The organism is Psychrobacillus lasiicapitis (assembly GCF_006861795.1).
In the GTDB taxonomy this organism is placed as follows: Bacteria; Bacillota; Bacilli; order Bacillales_A; family Planococcaceae; genus Psychrobacillus; species Psychrobacillus lasiicapitis.
Genome location: NZ_VDGH01000003.1, coordinates 405092 through 431388, shown reverse-complemented (window position 1 = coordinate 431388; position 26297 = coordinate 405092). Strand labels below are relative to the sequence as shown.

At 38.8% G+C, this 26297-nt stretch carries 43 protein-coding genes; 2 read left to right on the top strand and 41 right to left on the bottom strand.

Going from position 1 to position 26297, the window contains the following annotated elements; translation table 11 throughout:
- Window positions 1-305 precede the first annotated feature (305 nt).
- Window positions 306-965, top strand: coding sequence for a polysaccharide deacetylase family protein (locus FG382_RS07225; protein ID WP_142538220.1), 660 nt, complete (start codon window positions 306-308; stop codon window positions 963-965).
- A 60-nt stretch (window positions 966-1025) separates the two neighbouring features.
- Here the strand turns inward: FG382_RS07225 and FG382_RS07220 are convergent, their stop codons facing one another.
- Window positions 1026-1703 carry a KinB-signaling pathway activation protein gene (locus tag FG382_RS07220; protein ID WP_142538219.1) on the bottom strand — a complete coding sequence of 226 codons (678 nt, stop codon included), beginning with the start codon at window positions 1701-1703 and terminating at the stop codon, window positions 1026-1028.
- A gap of 136 nt (window positions 1704-1839) precedes the next feature.
- Here FG382_RS07220 and gerD point away from each other — a divergent pair, with 136 nt between their 5' ends.
- On the top strand, window positions 1840-2439 hold the full coding sequence (gene gerD, locus FG382_RS07215; protein WP_142538218.1) for a spore germination lipoprotein GerD: 600 nt from the start codon (window positions 1840-1842) through the stop codon (window positions 2437-2439).
- Between the two features lie 30 nt (window positions 2440-2469).
- Here gerD and FG382_RS07210 read toward each other — a convergent pair whose 3' ends face one another.
- The 40 genes from FG382_RS07210 to rpsJ form a co-directional block, all read right to left on the bottom strand.
- Window positions 2470-3522 (bottom strand): Mrp/NBP35 family ATP-binding protein, encoded by a 1053-nt coding sequence (locus FG382_RS07210; protein ID WP_142538217.1) that lies wholly within the window; start codon window positions 3520-3522, stop codon window positions 2470-2472.
- A 77-nt stretch (window positions 3523-3599) separates the two neighbouring features.
- Window positions 3600-4313: an N-acetylmuramoyl-L-alanine amidase gene (locus tag FG382_RS07205; protein WP_142538234.1), complete on the bottom strand. Its 714-nt coding sequence runs from the start codon at window positions 4311-4313 to the stop codon at window positions 3600-3602.
- Between the two features lie 64 nt (window positions 4314-4377).
- The gene (locus FG382_RS07200) at window positions 4378-5088 is read right to left on the bottom strand and encodes a GNAT family N-acetyltransferase (RefSeq protein ID WP_142538216.1); all 711 of its coding nucleotides are present in this window, start codon (window positions 5086-5088) and stop codon (window positions 4378-4380) included.
- Window positions 5066-6277, bottom strand: a complete 1212-nt coding sequence (locus FG382_RS07195) for an MFS transporter (protein WP_142538215.1) — start codon at window positions 6275-6277, stop codon at window positions 5066-5068. Before FG382_RS07195 ends, FG382_RS07200 begins: the two co-directional genes overlap by 23 nt.
- Window positions 6278-6448: 171 nt before the next feature.
- On the bottom strand, window positions 6449-6712 hold the full coding sequence (locus tag FG382_RS07190; RefSeq protein ID WP_142538214.1) for a GNAT family N-acetyltransferase: 264 nt from the start codon (window positions 6710-6712) through the stop codon (window positions 6449-6451).
- Window positions 6713-7293: 581 nt separating this feature from the next.
- Entirely contained in the window at window positions 7294-7686 is a 393-nt protein-coding gene (gene rpsI / locus FG382_RS07185; RefSeq protein ID WP_142538213.1) for a 30S ribosomal protein S9, read from the bottom strand.
- Window positions 7687-7708: 22 nt separating this feature from the next.
- Window positions 7709-8146, bottom strand: a complete 438-nt coding sequence (rplM, locus tag FG382_RS07180) for a 50S ribosomal protein L13 (protein WP_142538212.1) — start codon at window positions 8144-8146, stop codon at window positions 7709-7711.
- 168 nt (window positions 8147-8314) lie between these two features.
- Entirely contained in the window at window positions 8315-9064 is a 750-nt protein-coding gene (gene truA, locus FG382_RS07175; RefSeq protein WP_142538211.1) for a tRNA pseudouridine(38-40) synthase TruA, read from the bottom strand.
- Between the two features lie 15 nt (window positions 9065-9079).
- Window positions 9080-9877 carry an energy-coupling factor transporter transmembrane component T family protein gene (locus tag FG382_RS07170; RefSeq protein ID WP_142538210.1) on the bottom strand — a complete coding sequence of 266 codons (798 nt, stop codon included), beginning with the start codon at window positions 9875-9877 and terminating at the stop codon, window positions 9080-9082.
- Window positions 9877-10746 (bottom strand): energy-coupling factor ABC transporter ATP-binding protein, encoded by an 870-nt coding sequence (locus FG382_RS07165; RefSeq protein ID WP_142538209.1) that lies wholly within the window; start codon window positions 10744-10746, stop codon window positions 9877-9879. Before FG382_RS07165 ends, FG382_RS07170 begins: the two co-directional genes overlap by 1 nt.
- A complete protein-coding gene (locus FG382_RS07160; RefSeq protein ID WP_142538208.1) occupies window positions 10722-11570 on the bottom strand; it encodes an energy-coupling factor ABC transporter ATP-binding protein in 849 nt (282 codons plus the stop codon). Before FG382_RS07160 ends, FG382_RS07165 begins: the two co-directional genes overlap by 25 nt.
- 297 nt (window positions 11571-11867) lie before the next feature.
- Window positions 11868-12248: a 50S ribosomal protein L17 gene (gene rplQ / locus FG382_RS07155; RefSeq protein ID WP_142538207.1), complete on the bottom strand. Its 381-nt coding sequence runs from the start codon at window positions 12246-12248 to the stop codon at window positions 11868-11870.
- 53 nt (window positions 12249-12301) lie between these two features.
- Window positions 12302-13246 (bottom strand): DNA-directed RNA polymerase subunit alpha, encoded by a 945-nt coding sequence (locus FG382_RS07150; RefSeq protein ID WP_142538206.1) that lies wholly within the window; start codon window positions 13244-13246, stop codon window positions 12302-12304.
- A gap of 136 nt (window positions 13247-13382) precedes the next feature.
- Window positions 13383-13772 (bottom strand): 30S ribosomal protein S11, encoded by a 390-nt coding sequence (gene rpsK, locus FG382_RS07145; protein WP_053591340.1) that lies wholly within the window; start codon window positions 13770-13772, stop codon window positions 13383-13385.
- Window positions 13773-13797: 25 nt separating this feature from the next.
- Window positions 13798-14163, bottom strand: a complete 366-nt coding sequence (gene rpsM, locus FG382_RS07140) for a 30S ribosomal protein S13 (protein WP_142538205.1) — start codon at window positions 14161-14163, stop codon at window positions 13798-13800.
- Between the two features lie 23 nt (window positions 14164-14186).
- Window positions 14187-14300 (bottom strand): 50S ribosomal protein L36, encoded by a 114-nt coding sequence (rpmJ, locus tag FG382_RS07135; RefSeq protein ID WP_003247619.1) that lies wholly within the window; start codon window positions 14298-14300, stop codon window positions 14187-14189.
- A 37-nt stretch (window positions 14301-14337) separates the two neighbouring features.
- Window positions 14338-14556 (bottom strand): translation initiation factor IF-1, encoded by a 219-nt coding sequence (gene infA / locus FG382_RS07130; RefSeq protein ID WP_016429904.1) that lies wholly within the window; start codon window positions 14554-14556, stop codon window positions 14338-14340.
- Between the two features lie 458 nt (window positions 14557-15014).
- The gene (locus tag FG382_RS07125; RefSeq protein ID WP_142538204.1) at window positions 15015-15668 is read right to left on the bottom strand and encodes an adenylate kinase; all 654 of its coding nucleotides are present in this window, start codon (window positions 15666-15668) and stop codon (window positions 15015-15017) included.
- A gap of 65 nt (window positions 15669-15733) precedes the next feature.
- Window positions 15734-17026 (bottom strand): preprotein translocase subunit SecY, encoded by a 1293-nt coding sequence (gene secY, locus FG382_RS07120; RefSeq protein WP_142538203.1) that lies wholly within the window; start codon window positions 17024-17026, stop codon window positions 15734-15736.
- Complete coding sequence (rplO, locus tag FG382_RS07115) at window positions 17026-17466, bottom strand: 50S ribosomal protein L15 (protein ID WP_142538202.1); 441 nt, start codon at window positions 17464-17466, stop codon at window positions 17026-17028. The genes secY and rplO overlap by 1 nt, the downstream gene beginning before the upstream one ends.
- A gap of 32 nt (window positions 17467-17498) precedes the next feature.
- On the bottom strand, window positions 17499-17681 hold the full coding sequence (gene rpmD, locus FG382_RS07110) for a 50S ribosomal protein L30 (protein ID WP_142538201.1): 183 nt from the start codon (window positions 17679-17681) through the stop codon (window positions 17499-17501).
- A gap of 15 nt (window positions 17682-17696) precedes the next feature.
- Complete coding sequence (rpsE, locus tag FG382_RS07105; protein ID WP_093274720.1) at window positions 17697-18197, bottom strand: 30S ribosomal protein S5; 501 nt, start codon at window positions 18195-18197, stop codon at window positions 17697-17699.
- 21 nt (window positions 18198-18218) lie between these two features.
- Entirely contained in the window at window positions 18219-18578 is a 360-nt protein-coding gene (gene rplR, locus FG382_RS07100) for a 50S ribosomal protein L18 (protein ID WP_142538200.1), read from the bottom strand.
- A 30-nt stretch (window positions 18579-18608) separates the two neighbouring features.
- Window positions 18609-19148 carry a 50S ribosomal protein L6 gene (rplF, locus tag FG382_RS07095; protein WP_142538199.1) on the bottom strand — a complete coding sequence of 180 codons (540 nt, stop codon included), beginning with the start codon at window positions 19146-19148 and terminating at the stop codon, window positions 18609-18611.
- A 30-nt stretch (window positions 19149-19178) separates the two neighbouring features.
- Window positions 19179-19577, bottom strand: a complete 399-nt coding sequence (gene rpsH, locus FG382_RS07090; protein WP_142538198.1) for a 30S ribosomal protein S8 — start codon at window positions 19575-19577, stop codon at window positions 19179-19181.
- 30 nt (window positions 19578-19607) lie between these two features.
- Window positions 19608-19793: a 30S ribosomal protein S14 gene (rpsN, locus tag FG382_RS07085; protein WP_090567851.1), complete on the bottom strand. Its 186-nt coding sequence runs from the start codon at window positions 19791-19793 to the stop codon at window positions 19608-19610.
- 18 nt (window positions 19794-19811) lie between these two features.
- Entirely contained in the window at window positions 19812-20351 is a 540-nt protein-coding gene (rplE, locus tag FG382_RS07080) for a 50S ribosomal protein L5 (RefSeq protein ID WP_142538197.1), read from the bottom strand.
- 23 nt (window positions 20352-20374) lie between these two features.
- A complete protein-coding gene (gene rplX, locus FG382_RS07075) occupies window positions 20375-20683 on the bottom strand; it encodes a 50S ribosomal protein L24 (RefSeq protein WP_142538196.1) in 309 nt (102 codons plus the stop codon).
- 36 nt (window positions 20684-20719) lie between these two features.
- The gene (gene rplN / locus FG382_RS07070) at window positions 20720-21088 is read right to left on the bottom strand and encodes a 50S ribosomal protein L14 (protein ID WP_053591327.1); all 369 of its coding nucleotides are present in this window, start codon (window positions 21086-21088) and stop codon (window positions 20720-20722) included.
- Between the two features lie 44 nt (window positions 21089-21132).
- Window positions 21133-21396, bottom strand: a complete 264-nt coding sequence (rpsQ, locus tag FG382_RS07065) for a 30S ribosomal protein S17 (protein WP_142538195.1) — start codon at window positions 21394-21396, stop codon at window positions 21133-21135.
- An 18-nt stretch (window positions 21397-21414) separates the two neighbouring features.
- On the bottom strand, window positions 21415-21615 hold the full coding sequence (gene rpmC, locus FG382_RS07060) for a 50S ribosomal protein L29 (RefSeq protein WP_053591325.1): 201 nt from the start codon (window positions 21613-21615) through the stop codon (window positions 21415-21417).
- A complete protein-coding gene (gene rplP, locus FG382_RS07055) occupies window positions 21605-22039 on the bottom strand; it encodes a 50S ribosomal protein L16 (RefSeq protein WP_053591324.1) in 435 nt (144 codons plus the stop codon). Before rplP ends, rpmC begins: the two co-directional genes overlap by 11 nt.
- Before the next feature lies 1 nt (window position 22040).
- Window positions 22041-22697 carry a 30S ribosomal protein S3 gene (gene rpsC, locus FG382_RS07050; RefSeq protein WP_093274747.1) on the bottom strand — a complete coding sequence of 219 codons (657 nt, stop codon included), beginning with the start codon at window positions 22695-22697 and terminating at the stop codon, window positions 22041-22043.
- Window positions 22698-22700: 3 nt separating this feature from the next.
- Window positions 22701-23045: a 50S ribosomal protein L22 gene (gene rplV / locus FG382_RS07045; protein WP_142538194.1), complete on the bottom strand. Its 345-nt coding sequence runs from the start codon at window positions 23043-23045 to the stop codon at window positions 22701-22703.
- A 20-nt stretch (window positions 23046-23065) separates the two neighbouring features.
- The gene (gene rpsS / locus FG382_RS07040; RefSeq protein ID WP_090567829.1) at window positions 23066-23344 is read right to left on the bottom strand and encodes a 30S ribosomal protein S19; all 279 of its coding nucleotides are present in this window, start codon (window positions 23342-23344) and stop codon (window positions 23066-23068) included.
- A 60-nt stretch (window positions 23345-23404) separates the two neighbouring features.
- On the bottom strand, window positions 23405-24235 hold the full coding sequence (gene rplB / locus FG382_RS07035) for a 50S ribosomal protein L2 (protein ID WP_142538193.1): 831 nt from the start codon (window positions 24233-24235) through the stop codon (window positions 23405-23407).
- A gap of 42 nt (window positions 24236-24277) precedes the next feature.
- Window positions 24278-24562, bottom strand: a complete 285-nt coding sequence (rplW, locus tag FG382_RS07030) for a 50S ribosomal protein L23 (protein ID WP_142538192.1) — start codon at window positions 24560-24562, stop codon at window positions 24278-24280.
- A complete protein-coding gene (gene rplD, locus FG382_RS07025; RefSeq protein WP_142538191.1) occupies window positions 24562-25185 on the bottom strand; it encodes a 50S ribosomal protein L4 in 624 nt (207 codons plus the stop codon). The genes rplW and rplD overlap by 1 nt, the downstream gene beginning before the upstream one ends.
- 26 nt (window positions 25186-25211) lie before the next feature.
- Window positions 25212-25841, bottom strand: coding sequence for a 50S ribosomal protein L3 (gene rplC, locus FG382_RS07020; protein WP_142538190.1), 630 nt, complete (start codon window positions 25839-25841; stop codon window positions 25212-25214).
- 44 nt (window positions 25842-25885) lie between these two features.
- Window positions 25886-26194: a 30S ribosomal protein S10 gene (gene rpsJ, locus FG382_RS07015; protein ID WP_093274779.1), complete on the bottom strand. Its 309-nt coding sequence runs from the start codon at window positions 26192-26194 to the stop codon at window positions 25886-25888.
- Between the last annotated feature and the right edge of the window lie 103 nt (window positions 26195-26297).

Below are 26297 nucleotides of genomic sequence, written 5' to 3'. Positions count from 1 at the left end.
TAGGCACGCCGCCAGCGTTCGTCCTGAGCCAGGATCAAACTCTCCATAATAGAGAACTTAAAAAGCTCATTTTGTTTTGCTGGCATCATCATTAAATGATGTCATAATTGTTTTGCTATCAGACTAAAATAAAATAGTCTATCAAGCTATATGTCTTAACGTTTTGCATGTTCAGTTTTCAATGTTCATGTTGTTTAAGTTGTCGTTTTGTTTTGGCGACCTTTGTATCTTAACATCGTTTAAACATGAATGTCAACACTAAAACATAAAGTTTATTAAAATGATTTGAAAAGGTGCGTGTTACTTTGAAAAAAAAGCTATTGTTGGTCGGTTCATTCGCATTATTAATCACACTGTTATTCATCGCTCCAAGAAACTATTCTTCTATCCTACCTGTGTTTCAATTAACAGAAAAACCAACCGTAATTTCTAAAGGAACATACGGAAAAACAGTTACAATTGATTTGACCTTTGGAAAAGAGGAGATTGAAACTTTGCTAAAAGATTTAGAAGCACCTTATCCACATTTTTTTATAAGCACCGAGTGGATGGAACGTTCGGCGCCCATTATAAAGATTATGCAAGATAAGCATATTCCGATTGGGCTTTTAGGGCAGGATGGGGCAACGTATATAGAGAATCCTGATTTATTTCAAAAAGAAGTGGAGCAATTCGATAAGGCTATGGGTGAAAAACCGCTTTGGTTCCGAACGAAGGATTATCAATTTCCAGTGGAAGTTCAAGAAATTGCTTGGGATCAAGAGGTAAACTTGCTAAGTTCCAGCAAGTATTGGAATGGGGAAGTTCCTGTACTTTCAAAAGGAGACGTTCTTTCCGTACCACTTCACCAAGAGGAAAGGGTTGATATAAAGCAACTCACCAAACTTTTAAAGTCTCAATCATTTTTACCTATAGAACAAAATATATTCGGTTTAAAAATGAATACAAAAACGTTTCCTGAATAAAATTGATAAGCCTAATTATAAAAAACTGCCATGGTAATCATTCGTCATGGCAGTTTTCATTTACTTTGTTTTAGCAGCAGCTTCTCTTCTTTCTTTTCTGCGTGCTTCTAGTTTCAAACGATCCTCGTCTGATTTTGCATTGTATTTTGGTAAAGCCAATAATTGGTAGGCATTTACTGCAAGAATCGGGAATAATAATAATGTTACCCAACTATCTACATTATCTGCTCGTACCATTAGTACTGGTAACCATTCCAGTGTAGAGACAACAATCATAAAAAATAATGCAGAAATAAGGGTATGTTTTTTGGTCATATTCGCTTTAGCAATAGCAACTACTATAGCCGTAATTATTAATATCGCAAGTAAGATAACATATAGCCAAATTTGTCCGGTAGTCTCTGCATTTGGTCGAAATCGAAACATAATTAAATCAAAAATGACAATTACAATAATGAGTAATTGAACCCAATTCCAAAGTGTAAGGGTCCTAAAAATATTAACACCCATTTGATGAATTGTTAAGTAAGCAAAATAACCCATTTGTGCTATTACACTTACAGTAAAGCCCATAACAATCATAAATGCAAATGCTGCAAAAAATTCTCCCCACTGCCCTGCTTCAAAATATTTAGCAAAAGCATCATCCCAACGTATAAATAAGCCCAAAATACCGGTAATGACTCCACCGATTAACATGGCATTTAGAAAAAATTTAAACCAATTTCGTATAGTCACAGCAAAATTTCCTCCAACTTTTCTTTTTCTTCTTTTTAAATTGTAACAACCATTTACCCAAAAATCTATTTCTTCCTAGTTACTATACATATTTCTGAAACAAATGTGAACAATAATCGAAAGGACGGTGACGATAATGAAGTATTTTGCACTTATTTTGTTGAGTCTTGGGCTTCTTGCCGGATGTAGCAGCTCTACTGCTCCTCCCTCCTATGAGGAAAATAAAAAAATGCTCATAGATGCGTTACAAACCGAAGACGGAAAAAAAGCCATTCGAACACTTTTAGATGACCCGCAATTTAAAGAACTGTTAGTAATTGATCATGAGCAGGTAAAAAAATCCGTTGAACAAACAATGCTATCGAAGGAAGCAGAAGAATTCTGGAAGGAAGTTTACCAAGACCCTAAATTTTCGGAAACAATGGCCAAAAGTATGCTGAAACAGCAAGAAGAACTCATGAAAGCACTCATGAAGGATCCGACCTATTTAAAAGACTTAGAAAGCTTTTTTGGTTCTGCTGAGATGAAAAAGGAATTAGAAAAGGTGCTACAATCCAGTGATATGCGGAAAGAAATGCAAAAGGTTGTAGAGGAAACGATCCAAAGTCCTTTATTGCAAGCAAAGTGGCAAAAACTAGTGGAAGAAGCTGGTTCTGGTTCACAGAAAGAAAGCGGCGGTGGATCCAAAGAGGAATCTGGTGCTTCTGACGAAAAGAAAGATGAGACACAAAAGTAAGGCCGCTCCCTTAGAGGAAACGGCCTTTTCTTATGCTTTTTCAATTACTTTTTGTGCAATTTCTAAATAGATTTTCCCTGTTTCATGCGTTTCAGCATAGACAGATGGAGCAAAATCGATATCATTCCAATCTGGCTGTCCTAATGGAAGTTGACCAAGTAATTCTGTTCGTAGTTCTTCCGCAAGCTTAGGACCACCGCCTTTACCGAATACAAATTCACGCTCTCCTGTAGATTTCGCTTCATACCAAGACATATTTTCAATAACACCCAGTATTTCATGATCTGTTTGAAGTGCCATCGCACCTGCTCTTGCAGCAACGAAAGCAGCTGTTGGATGCGGTGTTGTAACAACAATCTCTTTAGAAGCCGGCAACATTTGGTGAATGTCTAATGCAACATCTCCAGTGCCTGGTGGTAAATCTAATAGTAAGAAATCTAATTCTCCCCACTCAACATCTTTGAAAAATTGATCTAAAACTTTTCCTAGCATTGGTCCACGCCAAACGACTGGCGTATTATTTTCAACGAAGAACCCCATAGAGATCACTTTTACCCCTTTGCGTTCTACCGGAATGATACGGTCATCTTTTATTTGTGGGATATCTTTTACCCCCATCATATCCGGCACACTAAACCCGTAGATATCTGCATCCACTAGTCCAACTTTTTTACCTAAACGTGCAAGCGCTACAGCTAAGTTAACCGATACAGTAGATTTACCAACTCCACCCTTGCCAGAAGCGATAGAGATGATCTTTACTTTGCTATTAGGGGATAGAATGCTCTCATTATCGCTTTCCTTTGCTTTCCCACGGAACTGTTCTAATACCTCTTTTGGTAATTCTTCAAAGCGGATACCTACCGTTGCTGCTCCTGCCTCTTTTAATACTTCCACTACTTTACTTTGTAGTTGCATTTGCTCTGCTGAATTTATTTTGGCAATTGCTAGTTTAACACTAACATGATTTTTTTCTTCTTTTATGGATACTGTCGATATTCCGTTTGTTTCTTCTAAAGTTCTATGTAAAAATGGATCATTCAATTCGCCAAGTAACGCACGAACTTGTTGTTCATTAATCATCTGTAGACACTCCCCTTTAGTTAACTATTCGCCATATAGTATACCATATACGAGTGTCTACATTCCTAAACATTGGCTCAGTAAATATTGTCTTCTACAAAACGAAGTACTCCATCTGAAATGGCATCGACCATTTGATTTTGGTATTTATCCGATTGCAGTAATTCTCGCTCTTCATTGTTACTTATAAAGCCGGTTTCTACTAACACTGCTGGGGCTTTTGCTTTTTTCAAAATATACACCTGTTTAATAGCGAGTGCTTCTCTCTCTGTATTGCCTATACTTTCTCTAATAGAACCTTGAATGGACTTAGCTAAAAGTTCTCCACCTTCGTGACCATCCGCGTGATAAAATACTTGTGCACCACGCCATCTCTCTTCCGGAACTGCATTCACATGTAAGCTAAGGACAATATCAGCTTCTGAGTTGTTCATAATCTCTTCTCGAAGGAGTAAATCTGCCCGCTTTCTAGCACGAGTAGTGGGAAAATCCCCATCCGGATTATGTTCTGCTACTGCATCTCCTTCTTTCGTGCGTGTCATGACGACTGTCGCTCCTTGTGCTTTTAGCTTTTTCTCTAGCTTTAAGGACATCGCTAATGTAATATCACGTTCCACTACCTCCCCATGACTTGCTCCCCCATCTATCCCCCCATGCCCCGGGTCAATGACTATTTTCACGCCACTTAACGGATTTGGCAGGAAAAAACCAGTATCACTTGCCTTCGTGCCATAAATAACAGCAAGTAAAGAGATGAAAAACAATGCCGAGATGATTATCCACTTTTTCAGGTCCATCGCTCCTTTTTCACTCATTATACGTATGAGGGACAAAGAGTATGATAGCTTCAGTGAGTCATTTTTCGATTCGATAAATTCCTTTTTTATCTCTTAATACGCAGCCATTTTTCTTAAATATCTGCACCATATGCGCATTACTTTTATCTGTACTACCAACATAGTATGTAGCTTTCATATTCTTCATGATTGAAAGTGTTATTTTGTGAATTTCAGCACCTAAACCCATCCCTCGCATTTCTGGAACCACTCCAAAGTAGAACATTCTTCCTTCTTCTTCTGTTCCCATCTCAATATGTGGAATACTTATCCCGACTAATTTCCGACCTTTTAAAAAGTAGTAGCAATGGCTTCTCCAGTCTTCCCCTAACTCTTTACTAATGGACTCCATCACCTGCTCAATTGGCTGAGGTATATTTTTATTTGCAGTTCCTGTCCTACACAATTCATACGCTTGTGCAAATTCCGTATCTGTTATCAAACCTTCTGCTAACGAATGAAATAACAGTTCACTTTCCCGCTCCATCTCCTCTTCTAAAAGCTTCGTGTATTCCACGATAGAAGAAATCTTTTTTAAATCTTGCTTAAGCAACCAGTTTTCAAATGCCTCATCCATTAATAAAGATAGATATCCTATTTTTTCATCGTCGTAAGCTTTTAAGATTTTCTTAAACGCTTCTATGTAATCCTCTTCCGATTTACCTTCCATCTTCACTTGATCTACTAACCAATACTCTTTTTCGTTTTTAATCAGATTGAATAATTTCATGTCTATTCTTCCCTTCTTTCATTCGGTTACTAAGATAGAACGATGGTATTGCAAGCAAAGTAACTCCACCAATAACCGTAAATACAAACGCACCACTATTTAAACTGTCTAAAAGAAAGCCTCCCATACTCGGTCCAGCAATTCGTCCAATTGATTTCACACCAGATAATGCAAAATATGTTCCTTTTTCATGATCCTCACACATACCATCAATATGTATATCAATCATTGTGAAAACTAACACTTCACCGGCTGTAAAAACAACCATTGCCGCTATTAATATAAGAATTTTTTCGCTCTGCCCAAAGCAGATGAGGCCTAACGACAACAAAGCACTGCCTATTATAAGAGAAGATGTTGTACTAATAACTTCCCCTAATTTATAAACAAAATATTGAATAATAATTACTGTAATAGCATTTGTCGTGATTAGCCATGCAAAATATTGAATTGCTAGCTCATGGTTAAATCGTGTACCTAAATATTGACTAAACGTCGAGTCGAACTGACTATATCCAAAGCTGATGAAAATTAATGCCAATATGAAAATGCCAAATGCATAATCCTTTTTAAATACATAGAAGGATTGAAAAATAGACGGTTTTTCCTTATGTCCGGATACTTGCTTCATTGGATATTTTTTAAAAATGATTGCAAAGGTCATAATATTAATAAAGAAAATAAAGCCTACTACAAAAAACAAATTTTCCATACCAAACTGCTGAAAATACACAGATGTTAAAGGTGCAATAGCAGCAGAAATATTGATGAGAAAATATCGAATATTAAAGATGAACCTTCTATTTTCCGGTTCCGTATAAAGACTTAATAACACGCGATAAGTCGGTTCAACGATTGCTTGGCTCGCACCGAGCAATGCTGCAAACAATATAAATCCACCATACTGCTCGATAAAAGGAAAATATATATAACAACCCAAGTAACCGATTAACCCGGTTATAATCACTTTATCTTTAGGAAACCTATCGATATATGGCCCTATCAAGAAGCTCATGATTAAATTTGATAAAGCAAGCGTAGAAATAACTGTACCTATTTGTACCGCTGAGTAATGGAACTCATCTAATAAAAACAACGTTAAGTATGGCAAAACTAAAAAAGTCCCAAACCTTGCAATAAATATACTAACGAGAATCGTTGATGTAACTATATTAAATTTACTTCTCATACATTTCCTCTTTTTCCTGAAATTGAATAGACATACATATTCCGTACTTTTAAAATAATCTCTGCTTCTAAACTCACTCCATTTTTATCCACTACTTTCTAGAAGCTTTATTCCCCTGTTGAATTAGAGAAATAAATCTATCTACTCCTAACTGCTTTGCAATCCATTAACCTACCTGCCTTCAGTTCTTCCTTCCCCTTTACTTTTTGCGGGACAATTACCAGCATGCCCGACCGAAACACTATCTTCTTTCCGAACAACCACTTTTAACCCATACTCTGGATTCATCTCATTGTTTCTGTAAATCCATTCTAAAAATACTTCAGCTTCATTTAAATCTCGTGTCTCTCCATTTCCGATATAGCACACCATTGCTGGATCAGAGAGCATGCCATACAAGAAATCAAAGTCATCTTGTGTATACGAACGAAACAATTATCTTTCAGAAGTAAACTCCATTATTCATCATCTCACCCACGTTTTTCAACTTTTAAAATATTTCACTTAATATACACCTCCAAAAACAACGAAACAACTACTTTTTAAAACATTCATGTCCGGATACAGTAATCTGTACCGCCTCTACCTTACCGAAGCTATTTTTAACTAAAGAGGAAGGCGTTTCGTAATAGCTTTTACTCCCAACGTTAAGGAAATATGGACAATATTTAAAATGAGTCAGAGTGATAGTCGTCTCATATCAAGTAACTTGTTATTTCTAGAATTGGTTGCTTTCTTTACTCTTGGCCATTTACTGGATTCAAGCATTCTTACTTTTTTTTAGCTATTCGATTACGAGTAAGCAAGTAGTTTCCAAACATTGATTTTCACTGCAGTCGGCGACACTTGCCAAAGATCAACTTAATAAATCTTTTTATGACGTATTCTCCCTAAAAAGAGCATATATTATGTTGTTGAGAGAAAACTATTTACATGTCATCCATTTTTAATTTCCCAAAACTAAAAAAGCACCTCTCGATATATCTCGAGAAGTGCTTTGAACTGATAATATAATATTAACGTTTTGAGAACTGAGGTGCACGACGAGCGCCTTTAAGTCCTGGTTTTTTACGTTCTTTCATACGTGGGTCACGTGTTAAGAATCCAGCTGATTTTAATGCTGAACGGAAATCAGGGTCTACTGTAAGTAGTGCACGTGCAATACCGTGACGGATTGCTCCTGCTTGACCTGTGAATCCTCCACCATTTACGTTTACGTGTACATCATAGCTACCTAAAGTTTGAGTAGTTACTAATGGTTGTTTAATAACTTCACGTAAAGTTTCGTATGGTACGTAATCTTCAACGTCACGTTTGTTAATAACGATTTTTCCTTCGCCTGGTACTAAACGTACGCGTGCTACTGAACTTTTACGGCGACCAGTGCCGATATATTGAACTTGTGCCAAGTGTATGTCCTCCTCTTAGTTATTATCCGCGAAGCTCATATGCTTCTGGTTTTTGTGCTGCATGTGGATGCTCTGCTCCAGCGTAAACGTTTAGTTTAGAAAACATTTGACGTCCTAAAGAGTTTTTAGGAAGCATTCCTTTGATCGCTAATTCGATCATTTTTGTTGGGTACTTAGTACGCATTTCTAAAGCAGTACGTTGTTTAAGTCCACCAGAGAATTGTGTGTGACGGTAGTAAATTTTATCATTTAACTTGTTCCCAGTTAAATGAATTTTTTCCGCATTGATAATGATCACGTGATCACCTGTATCAACGTTTGGTGTAAATGTTGGTTTGTTTTTACCACGTAAAATAGCTGCAACTTCTGAAGCTAGACGACCAAGAGTTTGGCCTTCAGCGTCTACTACTAACCATTTACGTTCTACTTCGTGACCTTTAGCCATGAATGTTGTACGCATGTATTTTGTCCTCCTAATTCAATCATAATCGATCTATAATTTTCTATATCCTCATACCAATAAGTTTCGGGGCTTATATTGTGGGGTTAATGAAAATACCATACATCATCTTACCCCGAATACGTCATTTAGTCAAGCATTTTATGAAAAACACCTGGAAAGGTTGCTTCATTCTGAATACACTACTTTTTCTAGGTATAAACCGTGTGCTGGTGCGGTTTTACCAGCATTTTTTCGATCGCATGATTGCAAGATTGCCGGCAAGTCCTCCACACTTTTTTTTCCGATTCCAATTTCCCATAAAGTTCCTGCAATAATTCGAACCATATTATATAAAAATCCATTTCCGCTAATCTCCATTTGAAGCTGATTCATCTCTTTATCAACTTCCAAACGAATCGAATCGATTGTTCTCACAAAATCTTTTACACTCGTGTTAGATGCACAGAAACTTGAAAAATCATGGGTTCCAAGCAAATGATTAGACGCCTCTTTCATCCGCTCAATATTCGGCTTATAACGGTCTACATGCACGCTATAATTGCGTTCAAATGGACTATGCACTTCATTCAATGACCAAATATAACGATACGTTTTACCAACTGCATTATATCTTGCATGAAAATCATTCTGCACTTGTTCCACTGACAACACCCGAATATCTCCTGGTAATTGTACATTTAAAGCCGTTCTCCAGCGATCCATAGGCAATGTAAGCTCACTATCGAAATGGATAACTTGTCCTGTTGCATGTACACCGGCATCCGTTCTTCCACTAGCAACCACTTTTACAATAGGCCCTTTGTGCATTGTCTGTAGTACTCTTTCTAATTCCAACTGGACGGTTCGTTTTCCCGGTTGTACCTGATAACCTGAAAACGCACTTCCGTCATAACTAATAATTGCTCGTAGCCGCATGACATACACCTCCGATTACGATCTAAAATAAACGAGAATGATCGCTAGTATAAGGAGAATAACGATGATTACCGTATCTTTTGTTGCCCATTCTAGTTTACGATATCTTGTTCTTCCTTCCCCACCTTTATAGCCGCGCACCTCCATAGCAGTCGCCAAATCTTCGGCTCTTTTAAATGCACTAACAAACAAAGGAATAAGTAACGGGACTATCGCATTCATTCTTTCTTTCATACTACCAGTTGTCATATCCGAGCCTCTCGCCATTTGCGCCTTCATAATTTTATCCGTTTCATCCATCAAAGTTGGGATGAATCTTAACGAAATGGACATCATAAGCGCTAATTCGTGTACAGGAAGCTTCCATTTCTTTAATGGGTTTAATAATGTCTCCAATGCATCTGTAATCGAAATAGGGGTCGTTGTGAGCGTTAAAATAGATGTCAAAATAACAAGGACAAAAAAGCGGATGGAAATGAATATCCCTTGACGTAAACCTTCCTCATATATCCTTAAAAATTTCCACTCAAATATAATTGCACCTTCTCGTGTAAAAAACAAATGCAATAAGAATGTAAAAATGATTAAAATAACGACTGGCTTCAACCCGTTGACCAAAAAATAAAGCCTAATTCTAGACATTCGGATGATCAAAAATGTAAACAAAACTAAAATTGCATAAGTAATCCAGTTGTTTGCGATAAAAACAACCGCAATAAATAAAAATACAAAGATCAATTTTGCACGTGCATCTAACCTATGAATAAACGAATCTCCCGGTATAAATCGACCAAATATCATTTTCTCTAACATTACAACTCACGCTCCTTCTTCAAAAACTGCGCAAGTTCCTCTGCTAACATTTCTTCCGTTAAACAAAGTACAGGTAGCTTCTTTTCCATCATTTGTTCTACTTTTTTTTGAAACTTTATACTTTGAGGAAGTTCCAAACGATAATCCATCAAACGAACTTCATCCGAAAAAATTTCTTGCGGTGTTCCTGCCAATACACATTTACCATCATGCATAATGGCAATTCGATCCGCATATCTCGCGGCATCTTCCATACTATGGGTTACAAGAACCGTGGTTAACCCTTTTTCTTTATGCAGGTGATAAAACAAATCCATTATTTCTTTTCTTCCTCGTGGGTCTAGACCTGCTGTTGGCTCATCTAGTACTAACACCTCTGGATTCATCGCAAGAACTCCCGCAATGGCAACACGTCTCATTTGTCCTCCTGATAAATCAAAGGGTGACTTTTCTAATACTTCATCCGGTAAACCCAGTAATTTTACTAGATCTATTGCGCGGCGTTTTGCTTCTTCTTCCGACACGCCAAAGTTCATCGGACCAAACATAATATCTTTTAACACTGTTTCATCAAACAATTGATGCTCTGGAAATTGAAATACTATCCCTACTTTTTGTCTCACTTTTCTAAGCTGCTTGCTTTTCTTCTCTGCCTTTACTTCTACATCCCCAATTTTAATCGAACCTTCCGTCGGTTTTAATAATGCATTTAAATGCTGTAAAACCGTTGACTTACCTGAACCAGTATGGCCAATAATCGCTTGATACGATCCAGAAGGAATATGTAAATCTACATCATAAAGAGCTCTTTTTTCAAATGGTGTATTTTTCGCATAGGCGTAACTTACTTGTTGAAGTGTGATGTCCATAAATCATTCACCAATTCTTCTTCTGACATATGTTCTGCTACTAGTGTAACTCCTTGTTTCTTTAATAATCTAGAAACATTCATTGCAAAAGGAAGATCTAATCCTAAATCGACTAACTCCTGTCCACGCTGAAAGATCTCTTCGGGCTTTCCTTCTGCATATTTGTTCCCTTGATTCATCATAATGACCCGATCAGCAAGTAACGCTTCTTCCAAATCATGTGTAATAGAAATAACGGTCAAATCTGTCTCTGCTCTAAGCTGTTGTACGGTTGAAAGGACTTCATCTCTTCCTTGTGGGTCTAACATAGAGGTCGCCTCGTCTAGCAATAATATTTTGGGCTGTAAAGCAATTGCTCCCGCAATCGCAACACGTTGTTTTTGCCCACCTGATAAATGATGCGGCTCACTATTCATAAAATCGCTCATTTTCACTTTTAGTAAAGACCGTTTGACTCGTTCTACCATTTCCTCAAAAGGGACCCCGTTATTTTCTAAAGCAAACGCAACATCATCTTGCACGGTTGCCCCTACAAACTGGTTATCCGGATTTTGAAAAACCATTCCCATTTGTGAGCGGGTATCCCATAAGCTTTGTTCATCTAACGGCTCTCCAAAAACTCGTACTTTTCCCGTCTGAGGAAATAGAAGACCATTCATTAAACGTGCAAGCGTCGATTTTCCTGACCCGTTATGACCGACAATCGCAACCCATTCTCCTTCGTAAACTGTATACGATACATTATTTACTGCAGGTCGCATGCTTTTATCTTCTTCTGCATATGTAAAAGTTACTTCTTGTAAAGAAATAATTTCTCGTTTCATCCTTTACCTCCTCTAGCTCGTCTCAGCTAAACTAATACGCTTTACACTATATTACGACAAATTAAAAAAGCGCGCACCTCATTTAGAGAAATGCGCTCTTCTATAACTTATTTCAAGATTGGCTGCTCAAGACCAATCCGAAAATGAGGTGCGTAGAGCTAGACGAGACGCAACTTAATGTTTAAGTCCGCTCATCGTAACACTCTGCTTTTATAATGTCGTATAAATCTGTTTGAAAAAAGAAGAGGGGTGGTAGGATACACCAATTTCCCTCTTCAATTTGTAGAATAAATTAAATTAAACTAACTCAATTACTACAACTGGTGCTCCGTCTCCGCGACGAGGTCCAACTTTCATAATACGAGTATAACCGCCTTGACGATCTGCGTAACGTGGTGCTACATCATCAAACAACTTTTGTAATGCAAATACATTTGTTTCATTGCCTTCTTCGTCAGTAGAAGTTGCTACTTCACGACGAATGTAAGATGCAGCTAAACGACGTGCATGCAAATCTCCGCGTTTACCTAAAGTGATCATTTTTTCAACGACAGAACGCAATTCCTTAGCGCGTGCTTCAGTAGTTTGAATACGCTCGTTAATGATTAAGTCTGTTGTTAAGTCACGTAACATCGCTTTACGTTGAGAACTTGTACGTCCAAGTTTTCTGTAACCCATGGATGTTTCCCTCCTTTGGTGAATAGTTCAAATCTAGCTATATCAAAAATCGCTTAGTCTTCTTTACGTAATCCTAAGCCAAGCTCATCTAACTTCGCTCTTACTTCTTCTAAGGATTTACGTCCTAGGTTTCTTACTTTCATCATGTCATCTTCTGATTTGTTTGCAAGCTCAAGTACTGTATTAATACCTGCGCGTTTTAAACAATTATAAGAACGAACAGAAAGATCAAGCTCTTCGATAGTCATCTCTAATACTTTCTCTTTTTGATCTTCTTCTTTTTCGACCATGATTTCAGCAGTTTGTGCCTCGTCTGTCATCCCTACGAAAATATTCAAGTGCTCTGTTAAGATTTTTGCTCCAAGCGAAATCGCCTCTTTAGGACCGGTGCTGCCATCTGTCCACACATCAAGAGTTAGTTTATCGTAGTTAGACGATTGCCCAACACGGGTATTCTCCACTTGAAAATTAACGCGTGAAACTGGAGTATAAATAGAGTCGATCGGGATTACGCCGATAGGAAGATCCTCACGTTTGTTTTGATCAGCAGGAGTGTAGCCACGGCCTCGACCTGCGTACATACGCATACGGAAATGACCATTTTTGCCGATTGTTGCAATATAGAGTTCTGGATTTAATATCTCAACATCACTGTCATGTGTAATGTCAGCAGCTGTTATCGTTCCCTCTCCTTTTACATCAATCTCAATGACTTTTTCTTCATCAGAGTAGATTTTTAAAGCTAGCTTTTTCACATTCATAATAATAGATGCAACATCTTCCACTACGCCTTCAATAGTTGAAAACTCATGTAAAACGCCATCAATCTGAATAGAAGTAACTGCAGCTCCTGGTAAAGAAGACAGAAGGATACGACGTAAAGAATTTCCCAAAGTATTTCCATAGCCACGTTCTAGCGGTTCTACAACAAATTTACCAAACTTGGTATTTTCGCTGATTTCTACACTTTCAATCTTTGGTTTTTCAATTTCGATCATTCCAATTTACCCTCCCTCAAAACATCGAATGTATAGGTTCTTTCCATCATGAATTCGATCGTATAACTGGTTGCTTGTTTGAACAACCTCAGTCTGTACAATAAATGATGTTCTCAAACAATTTGAGTAGCACCTTTTACACGCGACGACGTTTTGGTGGACGACAACCATTATGTGGTACTGGTGTTACGTCTTTAATAGCTGTAACTTCTAGACCTGCAGCTTGAAGTGCGCGGATAGCCGCTTCACGTCCAGCACCAGGACCTTTAACCGTTACCTCTAAAGTTTTAAGACCATGTTCCATAGAAGTTTTTGCAGCTGTTTCTGCAGCCATTTGTGCAGCGAATGGAGTAGATTTACGAGAACCTCTGAATCCAAGAGCTCCAGCACTTGACCAAGAAAGTGCATTACCTTGCATGTCTGTGATAGTCACAATAGTGTTATTAAATGTTGAGCGAATGTGAGCAATACCGGATTCGATATTCTTTTTCACACGACGCTTACGTGTTTGTTGTTTACGTGCCATGTTAAGAAGAAACCTCCTTTACCGATTATTTTTTCTTGTTAGCGACTGTTTTACGTGGACCTTTACGAGTACGTGCATTGTTCTTCGTGTTTTGTCCGCGTACAGGTAAGCCGCGACGGTGACGGATACCACGGAAAGATCCGATTTCCATCAAACGTTTAATATTTAGTGATACTTCACGACGAAGGTCACCTTCTACTTTGTATACACCGATTTGTTCACGGATTTTGTTTAACTCGTCTTCTGTAAGATCACGAACTCGTGTCGATTCAGAAATACCAGCTCCTACTAAAACTTTTTGTGCAGTAGTTTTACCAATTCCGTAAATGTATGTTAATGCAATAACAACGCGTTTATCGCGTGGAATGTCAACACCAGCAATACGTGCCATATGTGTCGTGCACCTCCTTCTAATTATCCTTGTCTTTGTTTGTGTTTAGGATTTTCACAGATTACCATTACTTTACCGCGTCGGCGAATTACTTTACATTTTTCGCAGATCGGCTTAACAGATGGTCTCACTTTCATCTAACCCAACCTCCTTAGTAGTCCGGAGTGCAAAAGATTATTTAAAACGGTACGTGATACGACCGCGAGTTAAATCGTAAGGAGAAAGTTCAATTGTGACTTTATCTCCAGGTAAAATGCGGATAAAGTGCATACGAATTTTACCCGATACATGCGCAAGTATCGTATGACCGTTTTCTAATTCTACCTTAAACATCGCGTTTGGCAAAGTCTCAACAACTGTTCCTTCGACTTCAATTACATCATCTTTCGCCATCAACCCTGTCTCCCTTCTATATACAAATCAGGTTCTCATCAAAACTCAAACGTAATTTGCTTTTAGTATAGCCTCTAACGGAACGAAACTATTCGTTTCAAGCATATGTTTGGAAATCATGAGAGATGTTCGAAAGACACTCGTAAGGTTTCGCTTTTTGCAATCCACGGAGTAGACTGACTGGTAGAAACCCGTCTCCCTCATGTCAACATGTTCGCACGAATGTGTTGGATGAGTTCCATAGTACCCGTTCGTTACATAGATGCTTCCACGAAACCCATTATACCCTTTCAGAAGTCAAAATGCACGTGGACTAGGGGGTCCTCGTTATAAATACATTTCTATTCATCTGAGTTCGTATACCGGGCGCAATATGCTTTTGCAGCTCTCGAAAAAAACGTCTTCGTTCTCATGCATAGTGCCCGGGTATTCAGTCGTCTGCGACAGGCACCGGGCTATTAGATGCGGTTGCCCTGTAACAGAGCATCTAGATCAGCAAATACTTTTGTAATATCTTGCTGTCCATCTATATTTGTTAAAACACCTTTGTTGTCGTAAAAGTCAAGCAAAGGTTGTGTTTGCTTCATATTTACTTCCAGACGGTTAGTTACCGTTTCCGGATTATCATCCGCACGTTGATAAAGCTCTCCACCATCTTTGTCACATACCCCATCAGTAATTGGTGGGTTAAAGACTAAATGATAAGCAGTGCCGCATACTTTACAAATACGACGGCCAGTTAGACGTTTGATCAATTCATCTTGTTCTACTTGAATATTAAGCACATGCTCAATTGATTTTCCAAGATCCGTAAGTAAAGCATCTAGCGCTTCTGCTTGCGGTACAGTACGTGGAAAACCATCAAGTAGGAATCCTTTTTCGCAGTCTGGTTTACTTAATCTATCGCGAACGATACCTATCGTTACTTCATCCGGTACTAATGCACCTTGATCCATAAACGATTTTGCTTTTAAACCAAGCTCCGTGCCATCTTTAATAGCTGCACGAAACATATCGCCTGTAGAAATATGAGGGATTGCGTACTTCTCAACAATTTTATCTGCCTGCGTACCTTTACCAGCACCTGGCAGACCCATTAAAACGATATTCATACGAAAATACCCCCTCAGGACTATTTGTAGATTTTTAGGAACATAAACAGTTCCTAAAAACCATATTATTTCATAAAGCCTTTATAATGACGTTTAACTAATTGTGATTCCAATTGTTTCATTGACTCTAATGCAACCCCAACCACAATAAGTAAGCTGGTACCACCAATTTGAGCTGATTGCGGTAGACCCGCAAATTTAACAAATAGTAATGGCATTATGGCAATTACAGCTAAGAAAATAGAACCGACAAAAGTTAATCGATATAATACGCTAGTCAAATAACTTTGTGTGTTTATACCTGGGCGAATACCCGGAATATAAGCACCTTGCTTTTTCAAATTGTCCGCTACATTTTCTGGATTCACTTGAATGAATGCATAGAAGTAAGTAAAGGCAACAATTAAAGCAATGTAAATAATCATACCAATAGGTTGTGTATAATCTAATGCTCTTGTTATGAATTCAGTCGTACTATTCTGTCCGAAGAACAGAACAAGAGACTGAGGCGCCATAAGAAAAGCAGAAGCAAAGATTACCGGAATTACTCCCGCCGCATTTACTTTTAAAGGCAAGTGCGTTTGTTGACCACCCGTTTGGGCTGTGCCAGCAACACGTTTTGCATATTGGATTGGAATTTTACGCAACGCTTGTTGAACGTAAATTACTCCAACTGTAACAGCAATAATTGCTAATAATAGTAATATAACAATCACAATATTGATAAATAGTGCTTCTCCAGCACCTTCAATAAACTGTGCATACACTTGGTTTGCTGCATTTGGAATAGCAGCTACGATCCCAGCGAAGATAATAATAGAAATACCATTACCAACACCTTTTGATGTAATCTGTTCTCCTAACCACATTAAAAATGCAGTTCCTGCAGTTAATACAATTGCAATTACAACATAATTTAAGATGCCTTCTTCTTTTATTAAAGAACCGCCATACATACGGTTAAAACCATATGACATAGCAATTGCTTGAATAAAAGCTAACACAATAGTGAAGTAACGAGTGAATTGAGCAAGTTTACGTCTTCCAACTTCTCCTTGTTTAGCCCACTCGGTAAACTTCGGTACAACATCCATCTGCAATAATTGAACAATAATGGATGCTGTGATGTAAGGCATGATACCCATTGCTAAAATAGAAAAGTTAGCAAGGGCTCCACCACCAAATGTATTTAAGAAACCAATCAAGCCTAATTGATCTGTTTGCTTTAAAACATTGGCATCGACATAAGGTACAGGAACGAATGTCCCTAGACGAAAGACGATTAACATCAATAAAGTAAAAATGATTTTATTTCGAATATCTCTCACACGCATAAAGTTGGAGATCGTCTGAAACATTAAACCACCTCAGTTTGTCCGCCAGCATTCTCAATTGCTTCTTTAGCTGAAGCAGAGAATTTATGAGCTTTTACTGTTAACTTCTTATCAAGAGTTCCATTACCTAGAATCTTAATACCAGATTTTTCACTGCTCACAACACCTGTTTCAATTAATAAAGCAGGTGTTACTTCTGTGCCTTCTTCGAAACGATTTAATGTGTCAAGGTTCACAATTGCAAACTCTTTACGATTAATGTTCGTAAATCCACGTTTTGGTAAACGACGGAATAATGGGTTCTGACCGCCCTCAAAACCAGGACGAACTCCTCCGCCTGAACGAGCGTTTTGACCTTTATGACCTTTACCTGCAGTTTTACCATTACCAGAACCGGTACCACGACCTACACGGTTACGCGTAGAACGAGATCCTTCTGCTGGTTTTAACTCATGAAGTTTCATTTGGTGGCACCTCCTTATTATTAAGATATACCTTAAATTTCTTTAAGTGTTACCAAGTGAGCTACTTTGCCAACCATCCCACGGATAGCAGCATTGTCTTGATGCTCAACAGTTTGGTGTAATTTACGTAGTCCAAGGGCTTCAGCTGTTTTGCGTTGATTTGGTTTCGTACCAATCAAGCTTTTAGTAAGGGTGATTTCTAATTTAGTTGCCATTGTCAATTTCCCCCCTTATCCTAACAGTTCTTCTACTGATTTACCACGTAATTTAGCAACGTCCTCAGCACGTTTTAGTTCTGTTAAACCTTGGATTGTAGCACGAACCATGTTAATAGGTGTGTTAGAACCAAGTGATTTAGAAAGAATGTCTGTGATACCTGCTAATTCTAGAACAGCACGAACCGGTCCACCAGCGATAACTCCTGTACCAGGTGCAGCTGGTTTAACTAGAACAGATCCAGCTCCGAAGCGTCCAATAATTTGGTGAGGAGTAGTTCCTCCAACTCTTGGTACTTCGACTAAGTTTTTCTTTGCATCTTCAACTGCTTTACGGATTGCATCTGGAACCTCTTGAGCTTTACCAGTACCAAATCCAACATGTCCGTCTTTATCTCCAACTACTACTAATGCAGTAAAACGGAAACGACGTCCACCTTTTACAACTTTAGCAACACGATTAATCGTTACTACGCGTTCTTCAAGTTCAAGTTTGTTTGGGTCAATACCACGCATGAAATATGTCCCTCCTTCTTCTTAAAATTCTAAGCCGTTTTCACGTGCAGCTTCAGCCAAAGCTTTAACACGTCCATGATATAAGTAACCGCCACGGTCGAATACAACAGATTTAATGTTCTTTTCAACAGCGCGTTTTGCGATTGTTTCACCGATTAATGTAGCAGCTTCAACATTTCCAGCTGTACCATTAAAGTCTTTATCCATAGTAGACGCACTCACGATTGTTACACCTTGTGAATCATCGATCAATTGTGCGTAGATATGTTTGTTAGAACGGAATACATTTAAACGAGGACGTTCAGTAGTACCCGTGATTTTTGTACGAACACGTGCATGACGTTTCTTACGAACTTGATTTTTGTCTTGTTTCGTAATCACAGTGGTCACTCCTTTCTAATGCGAAATGCATTATTTACCTGTTTTACCTTCTTTGCGGCGTACAACTTCGCCTTCATAACGAATACCTTTACCTTTGTAAGGCTCTGGTGGACGAACAGCACGGATGTTAGATGCTAATGCACCAACGCGTTCTTTGTTAATACCGCGAACGATAACTTTTGTATTAGAAGGAACTTCAACTACTACTCCGTCTTCAGGAGTGAATTCTACTGGGTGAGAGTATCCTACGTTAAGTACAAGTTTAGTTCCTTGTAGTTGCGCACGATAACCAACCCCAACTAATTCAAGACCACGTTCGAATCCTTGTGATACACCAGTGACCATATTTGCTAATAAAGCACGTGTTGTACCGTGGATTGTACGGTGTTCTTTAGACTCTGAAGGACGTACTAAAGTAATTACATTACCTTCTTGCTCAATTTTAATATCTTGGTTAAAAGAATTTGTTAATTCACCTTTTGGTCCTTTTACTACTACTGTGTTATCAGCGTTAACTGTAACAGTAACATCTGCAGGAACCTCTATTGGTTTTTTACCTACTCGAGACATTTTGTTGCACCTCCATTCGTTTGTTGATTATTACCAAACGTAAGCTACGATTTCTCCGCCAACTTGTTTAGCGCGAGCTTCTTTATCTGTTAATAAACCATTTGAAGTAGAAACTAAAGCAATTCCTAAACCGTTAAGTACTTTAGGCACTTCGTTTGTTTTTGCGTAAACGCGTAGACCAGGTTTTGAAATACGTTTCAAACCAGTAATAACGCGCTCGTCGTTTTGACCATATTTTAAGAAGATACGGATGATACCTTGTTTGCTATCTTCTACTAATTCTACATCACGTACGAAACCTTCGCGCTTTAGGATTTCAGCGATTTCCTTTTTCATGTTTGAAGCAGGAACTTCCAATTTCTCGTGACGAACCATGTTAGCATTACGAATGCGTGTAAGCATATCTGCAATTGGATCTGACATTGTCATTACATTTACCTCCTTCCCATTTATAGGGGTTTACCAGCTTGCTTTTTTAACGCCAGGAATTTGTCCCTTGTATGCAAGTTCACGGAAACAAATACGGCAAAGCTTAAATTTACGATATACAGAGTGCGGACGTCCACAACGCTCACAGCGTGTGTATTCTTGCACTTTGAACTTTGGCGTACGTTGTTGTTTAACGACCATTGATTTTTTAGCCACGTTTTCGCCTCCCTTAGTTTACTTTTGGAATGGCATACCGAACTGTGTTAATAACTCACGAGCTTCTTCGTCAGAGTTCGCAGTTGTTACAATTACGATGTCCATACCGCGTACTTTCGAAACTTTATCATAATCGATTTCAGGGAAGATTAATTGCTCTTTCACTCCAAGAGTGTAGTTACCGCGACCATCAAATGCTTTTTTAGAAACACCACGGAAGTCACGTACACGTGGAAGAGAGATAGCGATCAATTTATCCAAGAAGTCATACATACGCTCTCCACGTAGTGTAACTTTTGCTCCGATTGGCATTCCTTCACGAAGACGGAAACCAGCGATCGATTTTTTAGCTTTCGTAACTACAGGTTTTTGACCTGAGATAATTTGTAATTCTTCAACAGCAGCATCAAGTGCTTTTGTATTAGATACAGCATCGCCCACACCCATGTTGATAACGATTTTATCAACTTTAGGTACTTGCATTACTGATTTATATTCAAACTTGCTCATTAGAGCAGGAGAAACTTCCTTAAGATACTTTTCTTTTAGGCGGTTCATGTGTGTACCTCCCTTCTCTTTACTTATTTAATAATTTCACCGGATTTTTTCGCAACACGAACTTTTTTGCCATCTTCTACTTTATAACCTACGCGAGTCGGCTCGCCAGTTTTAGGGTCGATTAACATAACATTCGATACGTGAATTGCTGCCTCTTGGCTTACAATTCCACCTTGCGGATTAACTTGATTTGGCTTCATATGTTTTTTGATGATGTTTACACCTTCAACTAACACACGGTCTTTCTTAGGGAAAGCTGCAAGGATAACACCTGTTTTTCCTTTGTCTTTACCTGAGATTACCATTACTTTGTCGCCTTTTTTAACATGCATTCTGTCGCACCTCCTTGATTGGCACTTTCATGTAAATTAAAGAACTTCTGGAGCTAAAGATACGATTTTCATGAAGTTGCTGTCACGTAGTTCACGCGCAACAGGTCCGAAAATACGAGTTCCACGCGGCCCTTTATCATCTTTGATAATAACACATGCGTTTTCATCAAATTTGATATAAGTACCGTCTTTACGGCGTACGCCGCTTTTAGTGCGAACGATTACAGCTTTAACGACGTCACCTTTCTTGACAACGCCACCTGGTGTTGCTTTCTTAACTGTACATACGACGATATCGCCGATATTAGCAGTTTTACGACCAGTACCACCAAGTACTTTAATTGTTAAAACTTCACGTGCACCTGAGTTGTCAGCAACTTTCATACGAGTTTCTTGTTGGATCACTTAGGTAACCTCCCTTCGGAATGAATTAGTTCCGAAATTTATTATTAGATAATAACCGCTTTTTCTACAATTTCCACTAGGCGGAAACGTTTTGTAGCTGATAACGGACGAGTTTCCATGATACGCACGATATCACCGATTTGTGCTTCGTTTTGCTCATCATGAGTTTTAAATTTCTTCGAATATTTAACACGTTTACCGTATAACTTATGCTTTTTATGAGTTTCAACTAAAACAGTAATTGTTTTATCCATTTTATCTGAAACAACACGGCCTGTGTATACTTTGCGTTGATTACGCTCAGTCATGCCTGAAAACCTCCTTTATCAGTTGTTTGCACTGATTTCTCTTTCGCGAATCACAGTTTTCATACGCGCAATCGCTTTACGTACTTCACGAATGCGAGCTGTGTTTTCTAATTGACCAGTCGCCAATTGGAAGCGAAGGTTGAAAAGCTCTTCTTTCAGTGATTTTACCTTTTGTTCTATTTCTGCAGTAGTAAGTTCACGGATGTCATTAGCTTTCATTAGATTCACCACCAATTTCTTGACGTTTAACTACTTTACATTTAACAGGAAGCTTATGTGATGCTAAGCGTAACGCTTCACGAGCGATCTCTTCAGATACACCAGCAATTTCAAACATAACTTTTCCTGGTTTTACTACCGCTACCCAACCTTCAGGAGCACCTTTACCAGATCCCATACGAACCTCAAGAGGCTTTTTCGTATATGGTTTATGCGGGAAAATTTTAATCCAAACTTTACCGCCACGTTTCATGTAACGAGTCATTGCAATACGAGCAGATTCGATTTGACGGCTTGTAATCCAGCTTGCTTCAGTTGCTTGTAAACCGAATTCACCGAATGATACTTCTTTACCGCCTTTCGCTTCACCACGCATTTTTCCGCGGTGTTCACGACGATATTTAACGCGTTTAGGCATTAACATATTATTTGCCTCCTTCCTCAGAGTTCTTCTTCACTGGAAGGACTTCCCCACGATAGATCCATACTTTAACGCCTAGCTTACCATAAGTAGTGTCAGCTTCAGCATGTGCATAATCAATGTCAGCACGTAATGTATGAAGTGGTACAGTTCCTTCACTATAGTGTTCAGCACGCGCAATGTCAGCGCCGCCTAGACGTCCAGATACTTGAGTTTTAATACCTTTAGCGCCAGCACGCATTGTGCGTTGAATTGCTTGTTTTTGAGCACGACGGAAAGATACGCGGCCTTCTAATTGACGTGCGATACTTTCTGCTACTAATTTAGCATCTAAGTCAGCTCTTTTAATCTCAACGATGTTGATGTGTACACGCTTGCCAGTAAGTTCGTTTAAGTGTTTACGAAGTGCTTCGACTTCAGTACCACCTTTACCGATTACCATACCTGGTTTCGCAGTGTGAATTGTAATGTTAACACGTTTAGCAGCACGTTCGATTTCTACAGTAGAAACAGATGCGTCGTTCAAACGAGTTTCAATGTGTTTACGAATTTTTAAATCTTCGTGAAGTAGAGTTGCATAGTCTTTACCAGCGTACCATTTTGACTCCCAGTCACGAATAATACCTACTCGTAATCCTATTGGATGTACTTTTTGACCCACGAATTATCCCTCCTTCTTCTCAGATACCACTACAGTAATGTGGCTAGTACGTTTGTTAATCGCACTTGCACGACCTTGTGCACGTGGACGGAAACGTTTTAGTGTTGGACCTTCGTCAACAAAAATTTCAGAAACAACTAGGTTGTTAATATCTAAATCATAATTGTGCTCAGCGTTCGCAACTGCAGATTTTAATACTTTCTCAACAACAGGTGATGCTGTTTTAGGAGTAAGTTGTAAAATTGCAACTGCTTCACCAACTTGCTTACCTCTGATTAAATCTACGACTAATCTTACTTTACGAGGAGCAATGCGCACCGTTCTAGCAATAGCTTTTGCTTGTGACATTTGAATGACCTCCTCTCAAATTAGCGTCTTGTTTTCTTATCATCTGCACCATGGCTTTTATAAGCGCGTGTTGGTGCAAACTCGCCTAGTTTATGACCTACCATATCTTCAGTCACGTATACAGGAACGTGTTTACGTCCATCATATACTGCGATTGTTAATCCGATAAAAGTAGGGAAAATTGTCGAACGGCGAGACCAAGTCTTAATCACTTGTTTTTTCTCAGAATCCTTTTGTGCATCGACCTTTTTAAGTAAATGATCGTCTGCGAAAGGTCCTTTTTTCAAGCTACGACCCATGCTGAATCCTCCCTTTCGTGATTACACCACGGTCCGTTCTTTGAACCGTAGTAAACCACATTATTTTTTACGACGACGAATGATAAGCTTGTCGGATTTATTTTTCTTGCTACGAGTTTTGTATCCAAGAGTTGGTTTACCCCATGGAGACATAGGTGACTTACGACCGATTGGTGTACGTCCTTCACCACCACCGTGTGGGTGATCGTTCGGGTTCATAACAGATCCACGTACAGTTGGGCGTTTACCTAACCAACGAGAACGTCCTGCTTTACCAATGTTTACTAGCTCATGTTGTTCATTTCCTACTTCACCGATAGTTGCACGGCAAACACCTAGGATTAAACGAACTTCACCAGATTGTAAACGTACGATAACGTATTTACCTTCTTTACCAAGTAATTGTGCAGATGTTCCAGCAGAACGTACTAGCTGACCACCTTTACCAGGTTTCATTTCAATATTATGGATTGTAGAACCCATTGGAATGTTTTCTAATGGAAGAGCGTTACCTACTTTTATATCAGCTTCTGGACCTGACACAACTGTCATTCCAACTTGTAAGCCTTTAGGAGCTAGGATATAACGTTTTTCTCCATCCACATAGTTAATCAATGCGATATTCGCAGTGCGGTTTGGATCATATTCAATAGTAGCTACACGGCCTTCAATACCATCTTTGTTTCGTTTGAAATCAATGATACGGTATTGGCGTTTGTGTCCACCACCATGATGACGAACAGTAATTTTACCTTGATTGTTACGGCCGCCTTTACGTGTCACAGGAGCAAGAAGTGATTTCTCAGGTTTGTCTGTTGTGATCTCAGCGTAATCTAACGATGTCATGTTACGACGTCCGTTTGTCGTTGGTTTATACTTTCTAATCGCCATTGTATTCCCTCCTTCTTGAGTATTGATTTGTTTTTATAAGATTTAGATCTCGAATAATTCGATTTCTTTGCTATCTAGAGTTAATGTAACAATCGCTTTACGACGTTTGTTTGTGTAACCACCAAATTTACCTACGCGTTTGAATTTTCCTTTGTAGTTCATGATGTTTACTTTTTCAACATCTACGCCAAAGATTTCTTCAACTGCATATTTAACTTGAGTTTTGTTAGCGCGAGTGTCCACTTCAAAAGTGTACTTTTTATCCGCCATAATTTCAGAAGAACGCTCGGTAATGACCGGACGTTTAATAATATCACGTGCTTCCATTATCCAAGCACCTCCTCAACTTTTTCTACTGCAGATTTAGTTAAGACTAATTTATCGTGTCCTACTAAATCTAATACGTTAATGCCTGTCGCAGACACAACTGTGATTCCAGGGATGTTACGTGCAGCTAATGCTACGTTTTCATCTAAATCAGCAGTTACGAATAACGCTTTTTTATCGATAGAAAGGTTAGATAACACTTTCACGAATTCTTTTGTTTTTGGTGCATCAAAAGCTAAACCTTCTAGTACTACGATGCTTTCTTCACGCACTTTAGATGAAAGAGCTGAAAGAAGAGCTAAGCGACGTACTTTTTTAGGTAATTTATAGCTATAGCTACGTGGAGTTGGACCAAATACAACACCACCGCCACGCCATTGTGGAGAGCGAATCGACCCTTGACGAGCACGACCTGTTCCTTTTTGACGCCATGGTTTACGACCACCACCAGCTACTTCAGAACGGTTTTTCACTTTGTGATTACCTTGACGAAGTGATGCACGTTGAGCAATGATAGCTTCAAACAGAACTGCTTCGTTTGGTTCAATACCGAAAACTTTGTCGTTTAACTCGATTTCACCAACAGAAGATCCTGCTTGATTCAATAAAGATACTTTTGCCATTCCTGTTTCCTCCTTTCTTTAAGAGATTATTTCGATTTAATAGCAGCTTTAACAACTACTAATGATTTACGAGAACCAGGAACATTACCTTTTACAAGTAGTAGGTTACGTTCAGCGTCCACTCTTACGATATGTAAGTTTTGGATCGTCACTACATGCCCACCCATTTGACCAGGTAATTTCTTTTGTTTAAATACACGGTTCGGAGCAACTGGCCCCATTGAACCTGGACGACGGTGGTAACGAGATCCGTGAGCCATTGGTCCACGAGATTGTCCGTGGCGTTTAATAACACCTTGGAAACCTTTACCTTTAGTAACACCTGTTACATCAATTACATCGCCTTCTGCAAAACTTTCTACGTTGACTTCTTGACCAACTTCGTAATTAGCTGTATCCAAGCCGCGGAATTCGCGGATGAAGCGCTTAGGAGCAGTGCTTGCTTTTGCTACGTGCCCTTTAGCAGGTTTGTTAGAAAGCTTTTCGCGCTTATCTTCAAATCCTAACTGAATAGCTTCGTAACCGTCTGTTTCAACCGTTTTCTTTTGAAGTACTACGTTTGGAGTAGCTTCAATTACAGTTACAGGGATTAAGTCACCGTTCTCAGCAAATACTTGCGTCATACCGATTTTTCTACCTAAGATTCCTTTGGTCATCCGTCACACCTCCTATAATAATTTGTTGTTTTATTTTTTTACCATTAAAGTTTGATTTCAATATCAACGCCAGATGGTAAATCAAGCTTCATTAACGCATCAACAGTTTGTGGTGTTGGGTTAACGATATCGATCAGACGTTTATGCGTACGCATTTCGAATTGTTCACGAGAATCTTTGTACTTGTGAACAGCACGAAGAATTGTGTACGTCGACTTCTCAGTTGGAAGTGGAATCGGACCTGATACACTTGCACCTGAACGTTTAGCAGTTTCCACAATTTTCTCAGCAGATTGATCAAGGATTCTGTGATCATACGCTTTCAAACGGATACGAATTTTTTGTTTTGCCATTATTTTCCCTCCTTCTCGCCTATTTTCTAGACATTCTCCACGAAAATTTTCCGATCACTCGCCATGGCAAAGCGGCCGGGTGTGTCGGTAACCTCTCGCTTCA

Coding starts and splice junctions, on each gene's coding strand:
- rplB (WP_142538193.1), bottom strand. CDS start 24,235: ATGGCGATTAGAAAGTATAAACCAACGACAAACGGACGTCGTAACATG.
- rpsK (WP_053591340.1), bottom strand. CDS start 13,772: ATGGCACGTAAACAACAAACACGTAAGCGTCGTGTGAAAAAGAATATC.
- rplP (WP_053591324.1), bottom strand. CDS start 22,039: ATGTTAATGCCTAAACGCGTTAAATATCGTCGTGAACACCGCGGAAAA.
- FG382_RS07195 (WP_142538215.1), bottom strand. CDS start 6,277: ATGAGAAGTAAATTTAATATAGTTACATCAACGATTCTCGTTAGTATA.
- rplW (WP_142538192.1), bottom strand. CDS start 24,562: ATGGAAGCACGTGATATTATTAAACGTCCGGTCATTACCGAGCGTTCT.
- rpmJ (WP_003247619.1), bottom strand. CDS start 14,300: ATGAAAGTGAGACCATCTGTTAAGCCGATCTGCGAAAAATGTAAAGTA.
- rpmD (WP_142538201.1), bottom strand. CDS start 17,681: ATGGCAACTAAATTAGAAATCACCCTTACTAAAAGCTTGATTGGTACG.
- rpsE (WP_093274720.1), bottom strand. CDS start 18,197: ATGCGTGGTATTGACCCAAACAAACTTGAACTTGAAGAACGCGTAGTA.
- rplC (WP_142538190.1), bottom strand. CDS start 25,841: ATGACCAAAGGAATCTTAGGTAGAAAAATCGGTATGACGCAAGTATTT.
- FG382_RS07150 (WP_142538206.1), bottom strand. CDS start 13,246: ATGATCGAAATTGAAAAACCAAAGATTGAAAGTGTAGAAATCAGCGAA.
- rplV (WP_142538194.1), bottom strand. CDS start 23,045: ATGTCACAAGCAAAAGCTATTGCTAGAACGGTGCGCATTGCTCCTCGT.
- FG382_RS07170 (WP_142538210.1), bottom strand. CDS start 9,877: ATGTTAGAGAAAATGATATTTGGTCGATTTATACCGGGAGATTCGTTT.
- rplE (WP_142538197.1), bottom strand. CDS start 20,351: ATGAACCGCCTAAAAGAAAAGTATCTTAAGGAAGTTTCTCCTGCTCTA.
- rplX (WP_142538196.1), bottom strand. CDS start 20,683: ATGCATGTTAAAAAAGGCGACAAAGTAATGGTAATCTCAGGTAAAGAC.
- rpsJ (WP_093274779.1), bottom strand. CDS start 26,194: ATGGCAAAACAAAAAATTCGTATCCGTTTGAAAGCGTATGATCACAGA.
- FG382_RS07200 (WP_142538216.1), bottom strand. CDS start 5,088: ATGAAATTATTCAATCTGATTAAAAACGAAAAAGAGTATTGGTTAGTA.
- rplF (WP_142538199.1), bottom strand. CDS start 19,148: ATGTCTCGAGTAGGTAAAAAACCAATAGAGGTTCCTGCAGATGTTACT.
- rplO (WP_142538202.1), bottom strand. CDS start 17,466: ATGAAACTTCATGAGTTAAAACCAGCAGAAGGATCTCGTTCTACGCGT.
- FG382_RS07125 (WP_142538204.1), bottom strand. CDS start 15,668: ATGAATATCGTTTTAATGGGTCTGCCAGGTGCTGGTAAAGGTACGCAG.
- rpmC (WP_053591325.1), bottom strand. CDS start 21,615: ATGAAAGCTAATGACATCCGTGAACTTACTACTGCAGAAATAGAACAA.
- rplM (WP_142538212.1), bottom strand. CDS start 8,146: ATGCGTACAACATTCATGGCTAAAGGTCACGAAGTAGAACGTAAATGG.
- rpsS (WP_090567829.1), bottom strand. CDS start 23,344: ATGGGTCGTAGCTTGAAAAAAGGACCTTTCGCAGACGATCATTTACTT.
- rpsQ (WP_142538195.1), bottom strand. CDS start 21,396: ATGACTGAGCGTAATCAACGCAAAGTATACACAGGCCGTGTTGTTTCA.
- secY (WP_142538203.1), bottom strand. CDS start 17,026: ATGTTTCAGACGATCTCCAACTTTATGCGTGTGAGAGATATTCGAAAT.
- rplQ (WP_142538207.1), bottom strand. CDS start 12,248: ATGGGTTACAGAAAACTTGGACGTACAAGTTCTCAACGTAAAGCGATG.
- FG382_RS07160 (WP_142538208.1), bottom strand. CDS start 11,570: ATGAAACGAGAAATTATTTCTTTACAAGAAGTAACTTTTACATATGCA.
- rpsH (WP_142538198.1), bottom strand. CDS start 19,577: ATGACAATGTCAGATCCAATTGCAGATATGCTTACACGCATTCGTAAT.
- FG382_RS07165 (WP_142538209.1), bottom strand. CDS start 10,746: ATGGACATCACACTTCAACAAGTAAGTTACGCCTATGCGAAAAATACA.
- rplD (WP_142538191.1), bottom strand. CDS start 25,185: ATGGCAAAAGTATCTTTATTGAATCAAGCAGGATCTTCTGTTGGTGAA.
- truA (WP_142538211.1), bottom strand. CDS start 9,064: ATGCGGCTACGAGCAATTATTAGTTATGACGGAAGTGCGTTTTCAGGT.
- rpsM (WP_142538205.1), bottom strand. CDS start 14,163: ATGGCACGTATTGCTGGTGTTGACATTCCACGCGATAAACGCGTTGTT.
- gerD (WP_142538218.1), top strand. CDS start 1,840: ATGAAGTATTTTGCACTTATTTTGTTGAGTCTTGGGCTTCTTGCCGGA.
- FG382_RS07210 (WP_142538217.1), bottom strand. CDS start 3,522: ATGATTAATGAACAACAAGTTCGTGCGTTACTTGGCGAATTGAATGAT.
- infA (WP_016429904.1), bottom strand. CDS start 14,556: ATGGCGAAAGATGATGTAATTGAAGTCGAAGGAACAGTTGTTGAGACT.